The organism is Rivularia sp. UHCC 0363 (assembly GCF_034931125.1).
Classification (GTDB): Bacteria; Cyanobacteriota; Cyanobacteriia; order Cyanobacteriales; family Nostocaceae; genus Rivularia.
This window is the reverse complement of record NZ_JAYGHM010000037.1, coordinates 12,438-26,675: the sequence shown is the minus strand read 5'-3', so window position 1 is coordinate 26,675 and position 14,238 is coordinate 12,438. Positions and strand designations below refer to the sequence as shown.

Annotated in this window: 11 protein-coding genes and 1 CRISPR repeat array; of the genes, 9 read left to right on the top strand and 2 right to left on the bottom strand. The window is 37.9% G+C overall.

Annotated elements, in window-relative coordinates; translation table 11 throughout:
- Positions 1-138: 138 nt before the first annotated feature.
- From VB797_RS20435 to VB797_RS20395, 9 genes are all read left to right on the top strand, one after another.
- Positions 139-1,566 carry a ThiF family adenylyltransferase gene (locus tag VB797_RS20435; RefSeq protein ID WP_323239574.1) on the top strand — a complete coding sequence of 476 codons (1,428 nt, stop codon included), beginning with the start codon at positions 139-141 and terminating at the stop codon, positions 1,564-1,566.
- A 359-nt stretch (positions 1,567-1,925) separates the two neighbouring features.
- Positions 1,926-2,915, top strand: coding sequence for a CRISPR-associated protein Csx3 (locus VB797_RS20430; RefSeq protein WP_323239573.1), 990 nt, complete (start codon positions 1,926-1,928; stop codon positions 2,913-2,915).
- 227 nt (positions 2,916-3,142) lie between these two features.
- Complete coding sequence (locus VB797_RS20425; RefSeq protein ID WP_323239572.1) at positions 3,143-4,846, top strand: Cas10/Cmr2 second palm domain-containing protein; 1,704 nt, start codon at positions 3,143-3,145, stop codon at positions 4,844-4,846.
- A complete protein-coding gene (locus tag VB797_RS20420; protein ID WP_323239571.1) occupies positions 4,834-5,943 on the top strand; it encodes a type III-B CRISPR module-associated Cmr3 family protein in 1,110 nt (369 codons plus the stop codon). The genes VB797_RS20425 and VB797_RS20420 overlap by 13 nt, the downstream gene beginning before the upstream one ends.
- A gap of 50 nt (positions 5,944-5,993) precedes the next feature.
- Positions 5,994-6,803: an RAMP superfamily CRISPR-associated protein gene (locus VB797_RS20415; RefSeq protein ID WP_323239570.1), complete on the top strand. Its 810-nt coding sequence runs from the start codon at positions 5,994-5,996 to the stop codon at positions 6,801-6,803.
- A gap of 2 nt (positions 6,804-6,805) precedes the next feature.
- The gene (locus VB797_RS20410; RefSeq protein ID WP_323239569.1) at positions 6,806-7,198 is read left to right on the top strand and encodes a hypothetical protein; all 393 of its coding nucleotides are present in this window, start codon (positions 6,806-6,808) and stop codon (positions 7,196-7,198) included.
- An 81-nt stretch (positions 7,199-7,279) separates the two neighbouring features.
- Positions 7,280-8,953, top strand: coding sequence for an RAMP superfamily protein (locus VB797_RS20405; RefSeq protein WP_323239568.1), 1,674 nt, complete (start codon positions 7,280-7,282; stop codon positions 8,951-8,953).
- Between the two features lie 27 nt (positions 8,954-8,980).
- Complete coding sequence (locus tag VB797_RS20400; RefSeq protein WP_323239567.1) at positions 8,981-10,123, top strand: CRISPR-associated protein; 1,143 nt, start codon at positions 8,981-8,983, stop codon at positions 10,121-10,123.
- Positions 10,124-10,218: 95 nt separating this feature from the next.
- Positions 10,219-11,055: a CRISPR direct-repeat array (repeat unit 37 nt; unit sequence GTTTCCAACTAATCCGACTTAATCCAGTCGGCGGAAG).
- Positions 11,056-11,389: 334 nt separating this feature from the next.
- Entirely contained in the window at positions 11,390-11,941 is a 552-nt protein-coding gene (locus tag VB797_RS20395; protein WP_323239566.1) for a Uma2 family endonuclease, read from the top strand.
- 53 nt (positions 11,942-11,994) lie between these two features.
- Here the strand turns inward: VB797_RS20395 and VB797_RS20390 are convergent, their stop codons facing one another.
- Positions 11,995-12,720 carry a CRISPR-associated protein gene (locus tag VB797_RS20390; RefSeq protein WP_323239565.1) on the bottom strand — a complete coding sequence of 242 codons (726 nt, stop codon included), beginning with the start codon at positions 12,718-12,720 and terminating at the stop codon, positions 11,995-11,997.
- 191 nt (positions 12,721-12,911) lie between these two features.
- Positions 12,912-14,165 (bottom strand): hypothetical protein, encoded by a 1,254-nt coding sequence (locus VB797_RS20385; protein WP_323239564.1) that lies wholly within the window; start codon positions 14,163-14,165, stop codon positions 12,912-12,914.
- Positions 14,166-14,238 lie beyond the last annotated feature (73 nt).

Here is a 14,238-nt window from a genome sequence, read left to right as displayed (position 1 = left end):
AGTAATAAGTAGGATATTTATTTTTGTAGGGTGTGTGACGGTTACGATAATTTATCACTTCTAACAAAATAACTTGAAATTACCGTCACGCACCATAAATCTAAATCAACCACTAACAACTAATAATTATCGACAACAATGAATACTAAAATTTCTCTACATATACCACCAAAAATGTGGTCTGATTTTCAAAAATCAATGCTTAATTCTCGGATGTTTAACGAAGAAGTAATTGGTTTTTTATTTTGCCAACGTCATCAAATTTCAAAACGTAAAATTCGATATATTCCCAAAACTTGGGTTGTTCCCACTGCTGAGTGTTACGAACATCAATCTACCGATGGTTTGGTATTAACACAACATTTTCATTCCTATTTATTGGAAAATCACATTACACCGGGTTTGGATATAGTTCACATTCATACTCATGCTGGTCGAGGTATTCCCGACTTTTCTTACGTTGATAACCGCTATGAGTCAGAGTATGCAAGATTTATTGCTTCTAGTTTTCCCAAAAAGCCTCGTTTGATTTCGGGAGTCTTTGACGAAAATTTACAATTAGGCAAGTTTCGGATCTGGAATAGAAGAGGAAGAGAGTTTGAACGGGTTGAATTTTGTAATTCATTATTTGCAATCTCCAATTCTCCAGAGATTACTAACAACCCAGATTTAATGTTTACTCGTCAACAAATCTTTGGAGAAACCAATCAAAAGACTCTTAATCAACTAAAAGTAGGGTTAATTGGTTGCGGTGGAATAGGTTCTATTTTCGCTGAATTATTAGGTCGTTTGGGTGTAAACAATTGGGTACTAATTGACCCTGACAAATTGGAGACAATCAATCTCAATCGAATGACTGGTGCAACCCAAGAAATGGTAGAACAAAATTGGTATAAAGTACATTATGTCAAGCACCTCATCAAAAAAATCTATGCTCAAGGTTCCCACGTTAAAACCGTACCAACCATAATTGAAAATGAATTAGCGAAACAAGAAATAGCTAGTTGCGATTTAATTGTAGTAGCCACTGACAATCATCTTTCTCGAAAAACTGCTCAGGAATTAGCATTGCAATATATGCGTCCTCTGGTATGCTTGGGAACTCACATAGAAGTAAAGCCAGATAACACACCGCGAATGTATTGCAGAATAAGCATTCCTCCTCTGGGTGGTAACTGGTGTTTGATGTGCGGTAATATCATCAACCTACAACGCGCTGCATTAGAGTCTGCACCAGCGCAAATTAATCACATGGCTGCGGGTGCAGGCTATTTGGAAGGAGTAAATGACCCATCGGTGTTCTGGTTAAATAGTATTTGTGCAAGTACTGCTGTGGGAGTTATTCACGGGATGGTAAGCGGTTTCTTGAATGTAGATTCTGGGATTGACTGGATTTACGAGTTTCCCGGTAGCGACTGGCGCAAAACTGATACCAAGTATTTACAGACGGATGATTGTTATTTCTGTGGAATGAATAGTTCGGTGAATATTGTTCAAAATTCGGATTTTGAAAGTCCAGATTTTGAAGAGCAAGATTTTGATAATTCGGATTTTATTGTTTGGTAAGGAATTAGGACTTACGCACTGTACAAATTAATTATGGTATGCGTTGACGAAAATATGTCATCTCAAGCTTTGACAGTTTATGACTATATAGTCATATGTAGGGGTTTAGCACTGCTAAACCCCTACGATGGATATAGCTTTCCCCATATTTATGTTTTGTATTTTATGTCAATGCGTAAGCCATAGGCATTATATCGCGTCTCTACATTCTTTTTCGGAGATGTCTACTGAACTTCTTACTTCTTACTTTTTACTTTTTACTTCTTACTTCTTACTTTTTACTTCTTACTTAAACATGGAATACGCCTATTCCACTTCCATGTCATAGTAAACCAGTAACCGCAGGAGTTAATTATTGTATGCAAAGTTACCAGATAAAGTTAGAAGGCGATGTCCTGCACGTTGGTTTCAATCGTAACATTCCCGCACAGGGCGATCGCATTGCCAAAGATGCACTAGAAAGAATAACTCAAATGCTTGATTCGGGAGAGATTTCTGGAGGTAAACGCATCTTAATTGATGGTCCGCAATCAGTTCCGGTTGCTTATATTCTTTCCCACAAACTGGTACATTTATACGAAGCGGTAGCCGTATTAGACCCAAAGCTAGGTAGTAAAATTAGTACAATTGATGGTACTATCAGACACAAGACTTATATAGTCACCTCCGTACATGGTTCCACAGAATATCAAGTCGGAGATTTAATTGAAACCACAGAACCCCAAAAAGAGCGATCGCGCATTAAAGTAGTTTTATGTGGACCACCGCAATCGGGTAAATCATGTTTGCGAGACGGTTTGAAAAAAGCAATTTTAGCTCATGTCAACGCACCTTATCCATATATAATCACGGCTTGTCCAGATGGGGAAGGTTCATGGCATCAAGAAGCTTGCGAAAATAATGCATCATTAGCATTAGATTGCAAGCTCAAGAATAAGGCACCAGTAACCCCAGAATTTGCGAAAGAAGCAGCTAAATGGGTCAGAAGCGCTAATCAATTAATCAATATTATCGATGTTGGTGGCAAAATTACCGACGAAAATAAGCTAATTATGCAACCAGCAACTCACGCAGTTATTTTATCGGGAGACATCAGTTTATTTGCAGAATGGGAGAATTTTTGTCAAATTTTGGGGCTAAAAATAATCGCCAAAATTCACAGTCAGTTAAATGCTGTTAAAGATGAAGTTTTATTTAGCGAAGGTTGGAGAAAGGATACAAACGAATTGCTAGAAAGCAATCCCGTACTCACAGGTAGCGTACATAGTTTGAAGCGAGGGGAGAATTTATCAACTCGTCCGATGGTGAAAGCTTTAGCAGATGTATTGATTCATTTGACGAAATGTTGAAGGAAGCTTGCATTCGGGGAAATCTTAAATTAATCCAAAACAAATCATTATTTGTTAAAAATAAGATTATTGTTAACTGTAATATTTAATACTTAAGCGTAAATTTGATAAAAAATGTAATCTGGAGAACAAATTAAGATAATTAATACCTTATTGAAAAATAATAGAAGTCTAAAGCTTGATGTATACAAGCATAAATACATAACCGTTGAGTAGTTTTTAGATGTATGACAAATAAAATTTACACAGTAATTACCTTTGCTCCCGTGCAGGGGTTTATCGAAAAGTCGCGGAAGTTACGAGATTTATATGGGAGTTCATATCTACTTTCTTACATATCTTGGGTAATTTGTAACGCTGCTGATAAGCATGGTTGTACAGTCATTTCTCCAGCTTCGATAAATGTCACTCAGGGAATGCCGAACCAGATTATTATCGATGGTAACTTCCCTGAAAATGAAGCTAAATCGGTACTCTTAAAAGCTTGGAAATGCATTACAGAGACTTGCCGGGAGTGGGTTGAAGAAAATGTTAAAGTGATTGAAAATATTGAAGTTAATTATACTCCTTGGAGAAGAACCTGGGGTTTGTGGACGAAATATGCATGGGAATTTTTTTGGGTTCAGGGTAATGAGAATCAAAGTATAAGCGATGTCAGGAAAAAGCTGAATGAGAAAAAACGCGGACGTGATTGGACTGGGATAAACTGGCAGGGAGAGAGTTCTACCCTTTCTGGTGCAGATGCGATCGCATATCCAAAACTCGGTTTAAATTCCGACCCGCGCAAATATAATTACCAGCAAGAAAAGAAGGATGTCACTGCTTTTTATCAAGCACTCAGCGAGAAGTTAGGGGAATCATTGATTGATCCGAAAGAAGAACTCAGTATTCCTGAGTTAATCAAGCGAATGATTACCTATGAGACTGTTTCTAATCAATTAATTGAGAATTTTAGAAAAGATTTTGGTAAAAACGGGGCAAATATTGAACCATTAATTGAACAAATCCAACAGATATCCAATGATTTACAACCTTCTTCCTTCAAAGATTTAAACCGACATAAAGAAAATAGTCAAGCTGATAAAGCACAACAAAATAGAGGTTTTCAAGGCTGGTTTCAAGGAGATGGTGATAAAGCTGGTGAATATCTCAAAAACTATCCCCAAAAAACCCATGCTTTTAGTCAAGAAATGCGAGATTGGGGTAAATGGTTCAAAAATAAACCCTTAAAATTTGGTCGTGTGATTTATGCAGGAGGTGATGATTTTTTAGGTGTATTTTTTGATAGGGAAGATGAAGGAGATAAATTAGAAGCAAGATATTGTGTTGATTGGTTTGAGGATTTTAAATCCAAGATTTGGCATCAAAATAAAACTATTAAGGAAGAACAAAAGAAAATTACTGTCAGCGTCGGTTTTGTGTGGGCTTTTTGTGGAATACCCCAGCGGGATATACTACAACATTGTCGGGAAGCGGAGAAGTCAGCAAAAAATGACGGACGCGATCGCATTGCTTACCGGATTTTATTCAACAACGGTAATCACTTAGAATGGGTGTGTCCTTGGTGGCTATTAGAAGCTGGTTTGCTATCGGGTTATCGCGATCGCGATAAAAAGCAAAATTGGACGCATATATATAATGATGTCGCAGTTTTAGAATCCCGTCACGCTTTTGATGATGATGGTTTAGATATTGCATTGGGCTTATTCGAGATATATTTTCCCGATTATATAGACAAAATTAAAGATAATCAAAATCAATTACACCCTAACGATGCGAACTTAACAGAAATTAGTGCGGGGATTTTAGGGGAAGAGCGGATGTATTATCAAGAAAAATCAGCACAAGTAGACCAAACCAAAGTCAACAAAGCTTTAACCAACTGGATAATTAACCTTGCAAAAGTAGGATTTCATTTATGTCAGCAGTAGAAACCCCAGAAAACGCATCAGAAGAATCGAAAGATATTCCTCCTCGCTCCCCATTTACCCATTTAATTATTATCGAACCCTTGGGTTTACTTTACGGTAGTTCGGGAAGATTTCTCTCACCAGAAAACTTAGTCGGACGTTCTGGTAGTAGTTTTCCTCCTACTGCTGCGACTTTATCGGGTTTATTTGCAGCTTCTCAAGATGAAAATGCAGATATCCTCCGTTTGATGTTAGCTGGACCATTTTGGGGAAATACAGACGAGTTAACATCAACTAAACAAAGTTTTTATGTACCAACTCCCAAGAATTATTTAGTTAAAAATGAAAAAATTGTTGATAAATTGAATTGGAACGGCGAACATGAAGAATGGAGAAATAAAGACAATGAAACTCCCGTCGATAAATATGATAATAATACTTGGTTAGCAATTAATAATTGGAATAATCCCAAAGAAGTTAAGAAAAATCCTTGGAAATTCCTAGCTCATTTACATCCACGCTTGGAATTGGAAGAAAGACACGTAATTAGAAATCACGAAGAACAAGGAAGCTTATTTCTAGAAAATTCGGTTCAGATGGAAACTGGTACTTGTTTGGTGTATCTGTCAAACACCGAACTAAAAAATGGTTGGTATCGCTTTGGTGGTGAAGGACATATGGTTGATGTCAGATGCGAACCTATTTGTCAATCACTTACCGATTTATTAAAAAAATCAGTAGGAAATAGTTTTGCATTAATTACCCCTGCGGTTTGGGGTTCCAATCGTTTATCGAAGCGAGTACCCGTTTACTTAGAAAAACGCGATCGCACTTTTTACCAGCAAGAAGAACCAATACCAGAAAACCAAGAAAAAAATGTTTGGCAACTAGAAGCACTTTTTACCGCTCGTCCTATACCTTTTCGTTACCGTTTGGGGGGAAAAGGTGAAACTAAGCTATTATCTCGCGGACGTTATGCGGTTCCTGCGGGTACTGTTTATGTATTAAAAGAACCCATAGATAAACCTTGGCAAGATTGGGATGTAAATTGGTTCCCCAAAGAAGGACCTTCACTTAAACGCTGGGGATGTGGGTTAGCGTTACCTTTGGTTGAGTAAGAAGTAATGAGTAATAACGAACAACTAATCACCAACAAATAACAAGTAAAATGTATCACAAAGCTTACGGCATTATTGAAACCTTAGCACCGCTACACATCGGAGCAAGTGCTGGGGAAGAAACGGGGAATTTAAACTTGATTTTTCGCGACCAATTTACCCAAACGGGGATTATTCCCGGTAGTTCGATTCGCGGGAGATTTCGGGCTGATATGCGTTCAAATTCCAAGGACGATGAAAGAACATGGTACGGTCATGAAGCTATATCGGGTGAAGAAAATAAAACTACAGAAGCACTGATCAAATTTGAATATGCTTCTTTAGTATGGCTTCCAGTATTTTGTCCCGGTCAACCCATCGTTTGGATTACCTGTCGGAGATTACTTAAACGTTACAAGCAAATTGCTGGAATTACAGCAGAATTACCACTACCATATACAGCACCAAAAGCCTTACAAAGTCGTCAAGTTGGCACTAATCACCGAGTTCTATTTTTCAATCTGGGTTTTATTGAGATTGAACATGAGGATAATCTTTCTGAATGGATACCAAGTAGTGCCAGTTTCAATCGCGATAATTTACTGGTAGTTGCTGACAATGATATCGCAATGCTCCACGACATGGCGCTTTATCGTCAAAGTCGGGTAAAGCTAGCTGATGATCAAAAGAAAGTTGAAGGAGGAGCATTTTTTAACGTCGAAGCTTTACCCGAAGGAAGTATTTTAATATTTCCTATCGCTTTAAAAGAAAAAGGTTGGAAGCCTTTTGGTGATGGTAAAACATCTGAAGATTTATATTTTGGTGGTTTAGAGTCCATCGGATTTGGTCATTGTCAGGTGAAATTAGCAGGAGACTATTAATCATGGGTTGGAAATCTTACGATTTAGATCGAGAAGCACAAAAATTAGTATTAAACGCCAAACAGCGGGATGATAAGTCTCTTAATCAATCCTATAAAATGCGGATGGCTGTTGCTTATGGATTGGAGCGTTTTTGGGGGGAACATTTGCGTTTGCAAGCTAAGGAACCGAAAAAATCTCAATATTGGAAGGAAACTTGGGATGCATTGGTAGGAATTATGGAACAAGCGGGAGTTTTGATTCCGAACGAGCCAGTTGATGCTAATAATGTCAACCAAATTCAAACAATGTCCGACCAACTTTGGCAGTTAAAAATAGACGAACAACGGGTTTCTTTAGCAGTTTTAACTCAATTGTGTGACTGCATTGTTTGGTGGACGCAACGTTATAAATAATGGATATGGGGCATTGGGCATTGGAAAATAAATATTCAATTAAACCTCTGCATTAAAAAATAAATTCAAGGATTATTTATCATGACTGTTCCCGAACCTGCGAAAAAAGTCCCGATGTTATTTCGAGCGCAAATTGACGGACGTTGCCAAATTCAAAGATTAGTTCCTCGTAGAGAAGAACAAGATGCTACACGTTGGGCTTCGGAATGGGTGGAGAAGACTTATGCCCAACTTCCCGAAATTACCGGAGTTGTTCAAACTCGCACCTATAATTTGACTTGGCGATTTATTACCAATAGCGGACAAGATGACGGTGTAATTCGTCCTGTAATTGGTGCCAAAGGTTGGCCATTTTATCCCGGAAGTAGCATGAAAGGTATATTCCGTCGCGCTTGTACCAAAGAAGAAGCCGAACGCTATTGCGGTAAATCTTTAAATGATGATTTCCAACCCGGAATTTTGCGCTTTCATGGTGGTTATCCTACCGATACTGCTTGGACGGAAGATTTAGTCGATATCGTTCATCCCCAGCAAAATTGGCAGGTAAAATCTAGTAAAAAAGATTCTGGCGCTTTTATTCAAATTTCTCTCCATAAGCCAGAACTGAAATTTGGTATTTCTAGTAACATCACTTTAGATGATACGGAATGGGAAGTGATTTGGGGTATTTGGGAAAAAGCCATATCTACCGGAATTGGTAGCCGCGTATGTGCTGGATACGGACAACCAGAAAAGCATACTGGCAATGTACTTTACCGCACTAAGTTAAAAGGTCAAGGGCAAGCAGCAAAGCTAATTGATGGAACAGGAGAGTTTCGAGCCAACGTATTCCGTGCAGCAATAAGAGGTCATGCACTGCGAATTTTTGGGGGATTAACTAATGCAGATACCGCAGATAGAATTATTAATCATCTATTCGGTGGAATTCAAGGTCAAGCTGTGATCGGATTATTAGGAATGAGTTTCCGAGTACTCAAAGATAATCCAGGGGATTTTGGTAGAGCGGGTTATCTACAACCAACCTACGATATTGAAGGGGAATTGACTTGGTTATTGGCAAAAAAACTACCCAACCCAGAACAGGAACAAGCATTGAAAAAATTGATTGCAGCTTTAACTCAGTTTGCAATGATATTTGGTGGTTTTGGCAAATCATGGCGTAGAGCAGACCACCGCTTATTTTATGAAGAATACTACGAAAACCAATATAAATCATTGATTGGCTGTCATTGGCAATGGTTGGGAGAGCGATCGCTAATTAATGATGTAAAAGTCCGTAAGTTAGATCATGTAACTAAATTTATTAACGAAGTACAGCAAGTAGCCGCTTATTGGATGCAAATTCAACGTATAACTGTTAATCCCGCTGAGAAAGCAGATTGGAGAGAAATATGGCATCCCGATAACGTACAAGTATGGGGGCGAGAAGCAGAAAATAAAGAAGATTCCCGAGCTATCTTTTGGTTACACAAACCTTATCAAGAAGAAATTCGTGGAATACAATCGGAAGGTTCTATTTATCGTTCGTCAGTTACCGGACAAATGGGACAAATTGGTAGATTGTGGCATCGAATGTATCCAGTTGTGAGGTTAGTCAAAAATTCCGAAGATCCAAAAAAACCAATTGTCAAAAAAACATTCAAATACTTGGAATTGTTAACTGTATTTCCAGATAATTCTCAGGAATCCCAGGATTTTATCGAATTTCTTAATTCACAACAAAATCGTCCTAACAGTTTTCAACAACTGTGGTAGCAAAACTTGAAATCAGGTGAAAACATCATGCGTCGCGTAATATTATCTACCATCGGCACCAGTTTACTAACAAATCAAATTATTCGCGCTAATCCAGAAGAAGAAGATTGGTATTCCCAACTGCGCGATACAGCAAACTTAAACGAAAAAGACACACCAGAAAATGTAAAAAAGATTATTTCGACTCTCGAAGAAAGAGCAAATAAGCAGCTTAATAACGTCCAAATTCCCCAAATTCGTCGTGCAAGTGCGGAATTAAACGGTATTTATGGTGTCTACCAAGAGGATTTGAGTCAAGGAAAAGAAGATTACCATTTTCTGATTGCTACCGATACAATCCAAGGTAAAATCACCGCTCAAATTGTCGAAAATTTTCTCAGAAAACAAGGTTTAACTAATACTAGTATCTATGCTCCCAGCGGACTTTCTACTGCGAGTACAGAAGCATTTTCTGTGGGAATTGATGACTTGATTGTTTGGCTGCAAGAAACTATTCCACCTTTACGAGAGAGTCAATACAAAATATGTTTTAACTTAGTAGGTAGTTTCAAGAGCTTGCAAGGTTATCTCAACACCATTGGAATGTTTTACGCTGATGAAATTATTTACATATTTGAAGGTAAAAAATCCGATTTAATTACCATTCCCCGCTTACCAATTTCTGTAGATACTTCCTTATTTAAACCTTACACCATGCAGCTAGCTTTACTAAATGCTGGTGCGGGACTTTCTCCCCAGGAAACTAACGGAATTCCCGAAACAATGTTAGGTGAAGTTGATGGTAAAATGACCCTTTCAACCTGGGGACAGCTAATTTGGAATCAGTGTAAAGATGATTTATTGGCTGGCGATTTAATCCCTTTTTCTAGATTGGAATATCAAGATAGTTTTAGGGCTGATTACAACAGAGTGAGGGAAAAATATAAGCGGGTTAAATTGCAAGAAACTTTAGCGAATGTTAGCCGTTTATTAAATGAGTCAAATGGTGATACTGCTGTTTTGAAACAAGATGGCGGCGGAATAAAATATAGCAAATTAAAGAATCAAGGGAATATTGACCATTTTAGAATAACTCAGAGCGTTCGAGTTACTTGTGTTTCTTCGCAAGGTAAATTAAATCTGCATCATTACGGCGAACAACATGATGATATCAATAATAATCCTTACTAATTTTGTGACGACTTTTAGTATTGTTAAATAATCTTACTTATTAATAAAAAAATTACCCTCTAATTAGCTTTTAGAGGGTTTTTTTATAATTATTTTTATCTAACTAATCCGACTTAATCCAGTCAGCGGAAGATTTTATAAATTAATCTCAGATTAAAAAGTAATACGTTTCCAACTAATCCGACTTAATCCAGTCGGCGGAAGGGGATGTTGACATCGTTGCAAACCTCGTGACATTCAAGTTTCCAACTAATCCGACTTAATCCAGTCGGCGGAAGGTTAGACTTGTCGTTGTAAGCAATTGAAAACTCAAGTTTCCAACTAATCCGACTTAATCCAGTCGGCGGAAGAAAGAGCAATACGATATTGCTTATATGCTAACTAGTTTCCAACTAATCCGACTTAATCCAGTCGGCGGAAGGCATAGCCAGATGGCGGCATATACGAGTTATCCGCAGTTTCCAACTAATCCGACTTAATCCAGTCGGCGGAAGCAACCTCTGGGTCAACTTCTACGGGAGGTCTATTGGTTTCCAACTAATCCGACTTAATCCAGTCGGCGGAAGCCAAGAATTTGAATATGGTGGTGGTTCATCTGGTTCGTTTCCAACTAATCCGACTTAATCCAGTCGGCGGAAGAGTGTGGTGTTATTGTTTCCACCAGAATTATAATTGTTTCCAACTAATCCGACTTAATCCAGTCGGCGGAAGTTTTCTACAGTATGTTCTTCTAATAAAGTAGATCCTGCGTTTCCAACTAATCCGACTTAATCCAGTCGGCGGAAGCCCAATCCGTAATATTTTCTAACCAAGCATAGCTAGTTTCCAACTAATCCGACTTAATCCAGTCGGCGGAAGGCATGGCAAAGTACTACCGAAGAATTAGGTATAGAACGTTTCCAACTAATCCGACTTAATCCAGTCGGCGGAAGTCCGTCCCCTGAAACCCTTACATAGCAAGCGCTCCAGAACGGGTTTTGGCAGACCTCAAAAATAAGTCGATTTCAGCACCACTTATTGAAATAAATTCTCATTTAATCCAATATCTCAAATGCTCAAACTATTGTATTGTCTTGGTTCTGGCGATTTTGGCAGAACCCCCTAGGTTTTAGCCCCCGCTTCGATCTGCCAAACATCAAGCTGATAATCAAATATTAGAATGTTTGCTTGTTTGTGTCTAGTTTTTACGGGGCTTTTGCTTAAAAAACTATCTCATTACCTAAAATATAATATAAATGTCCCATCCGATTTGTACAATATTTAAAGATGACCGTTACTACTGCCAAATGGTCGCTTGATGACTATCACCGAATGATTGAAGTTGGTCTTATCTATGGTCGTCAGGTTGAATTATTAAATGGAGAAATCGTAGAAATGCCTCCAGAAGGACCAGAACACGCGCAGTTGAGTACAGATGCTGCGGACTATTTACGTTCTCTACTGGGAGAAAAAGCACTTATACGTGACGCAAAGCCCATAACAATACCAGAGACAAATTCCGAACCAGAACCAGATTTAGCAATTGTTCAACCATTAAGACAACTTTACCGAACTCGTCATCCATATCCAGGAAATGTTTTTTGGGTTATTGAATATGCGAATACTAGTTTGAGTAAAGATTTAGACACGAAACGGAAAGCTTATGCTGGAGCAGGAATTAAAGAATATTGGGTTGTGGATTTTAAAAATCGCCTCGTTAAAGTTTTTCGCAACCCGGTTGACGGAAATTATGCTGAAGAAACAACTCTTACGTCGGGTGAAATAATTCCAATTGCGTTTGAAGAAATAAAGGTTTCGGTAAAAAGGTTATTCAACTAATCAAACCTGTTAATACTGTAATACGAATTGTATGACAAAGATGTTAGTTCAATTCAATGAATTTCTTTCAATTTCTTGCTTCGTACCAATCTTTTTTCAGTCAATGCAATTTCAATTGGATTTAAAGAATTTCCAGTAGGTTTGCCATCTCTTGATTCTGCTGGAGTATACTGCAATCTTGATTGTCGCATTAATAAAGATGCAATTGTCATTCCCACACTAGCTTGAGCAGTCATTCCCGTGAAATCAGCGATAATATCATCCTTTGTCCAACGGCTAGGAAGATGATCGTAAACGTTCATAACTACTTGAGAAAATTCTACCGGGTCATAAACATCTTTGATTACTAATGGTTCGGGAATTATCAGTTTGGGAAAATCCTGCTGTAGTTTTTTCGCAACGTTGATAGTCTGGGAAGAACAAATCAACCAGCAATACTTCAGTTCGGGTAGATGATGTTCTATTGCTTTGCGACAAGGTTCCTCTCGACTCACTAGTAATATCAATCCTTTATGTTTGCGAGGTGAGGATTTACCCAAATCTATCGGTAGTCGATTTGCAGTTAATGATTTCCCTACTAACCAAATACAAAACATGAAAATTAATACTGAACCTATGGCAATTTTAACCGCGTCTGGTGTGGTATCGCCAATAATCGCTTTTAATATGTCACTAATAGCGTTACCAAGTACCGATAAAAAAATTGAGCCAATCAAGAAAGGTATTAGAGTTTCTGGGTTAAAAAACCTCTTAGCTACTTGAGGAAAGCTGTTATGCATATTTAATTTGAATTTAAGTATCTTAAATAAGATTCGGCATATACTGTCGTTAATAATACCTACATCTCGTTTTACAGGTTTTCAGCAAAAATGCCTTAAATTCATATTTAATTAATTAAAAGGGGGGATATTACACGAAACATGAACTATGCCCGCGTAGTCCTTAATGCAAGCAAAATACTTAGACCAACTCAATTTTCAATCTTGGATAATTCAGCAAGCGGCACCATAGGCTGGTAAACATCTAACTTCGCTTCCGTACCTTGTATATCCACAATTAAAAATGGCTGCCAACTATTCAAATGCGCTGGGCAATTATTCCAGATTACCTTATCCCCAACTTGAGGCATTTTCTCCAAATTTTCAAAATGCTGGTTTTTTAGCTCATTAATACACTGTCTCTCTTCCTCTGTCAACCCTTGCCAAACAGTAGATTTTAATTCTTCAGTCCAATTTTGGGTTATTGAAATAACTTCTTCCCAACCAGTCGCTTGCACTAGCATTTCAACTTTGTTTAAAATATCTTCGGATACTTCATCATCTTGATGTTGATTCCTAACTAGTTTTAAATCTAATTCTTCAGATACAGGTAGTTCAGAAGTAATTTGTGTCTCTAACTGTGTATTATCTACTACTTCTTTTACATCCTCTTCAGAGTCAATATCTGCTTCATCAGTGTATTCAGGCTCAGTATCCTCTGTATCTTTTTGCAATAATGATTCAAATTCTTGTTGTTTGGATTCCCAGTTTATTTGACTGACAACATCTTCCGAGTTGATATTATCCTCAGTTTCTTCATCGGTAATCAACTCAATTAGAGAACTAATTTTATCCGTTGGAATCTCAGCTTGAAGATTATCGTATAAGTTAGCGATCGCCATTCGAACAATCTTCTGCGGGGACAATCCCGATTGCTCTATTAACTTATCTGTAAGCACCCCTGTTTGATGGTCATCTTCCATAATCTTGCCGAAAGTATAATATCGATTACCATCTGGTGTTGCTCGCCAATTACCAACTTTTTTCTCTGTTTTCTGAGATTTGAGAAACTTTCCTCTTTCCTTAATCAGTTCTAAGACAAGTCTGCAAGTCAATCCTCCAATGGGAATATCTTGCAACTTTTCAATCAAAACCTTGTAATTCTTCGAGCATAACCGCAGCAATACCGATACTGGTAGAACAGCCAAGTGTTCCGGACAACCAACAAAAGCTTGAAAATTCTCAGCTATTTTTAGTGATCGCCTTTCTTCCGCACTCCCCTTATCCCATCCATACTCTTCCAACAGTGCGCGATACTGTTTTCTATTAAGAGTCTGCTTGCATTCGTAGAGCGAGAAAGCTGCGTACAGATACTCCAAGGTACTTTGCTCGATGTGTTCCGTAGGATTGGAGTGAATATATTTCTGTTCGGTGTACCTTTCGGTTGCAAAAATTAGTGAAGTCATGTTAAATTTACTTTGCTTTTTAAAGTGTTTGGTCTACGCTAAAGACCAATTTTTCTAATCCAACCAATTTGAA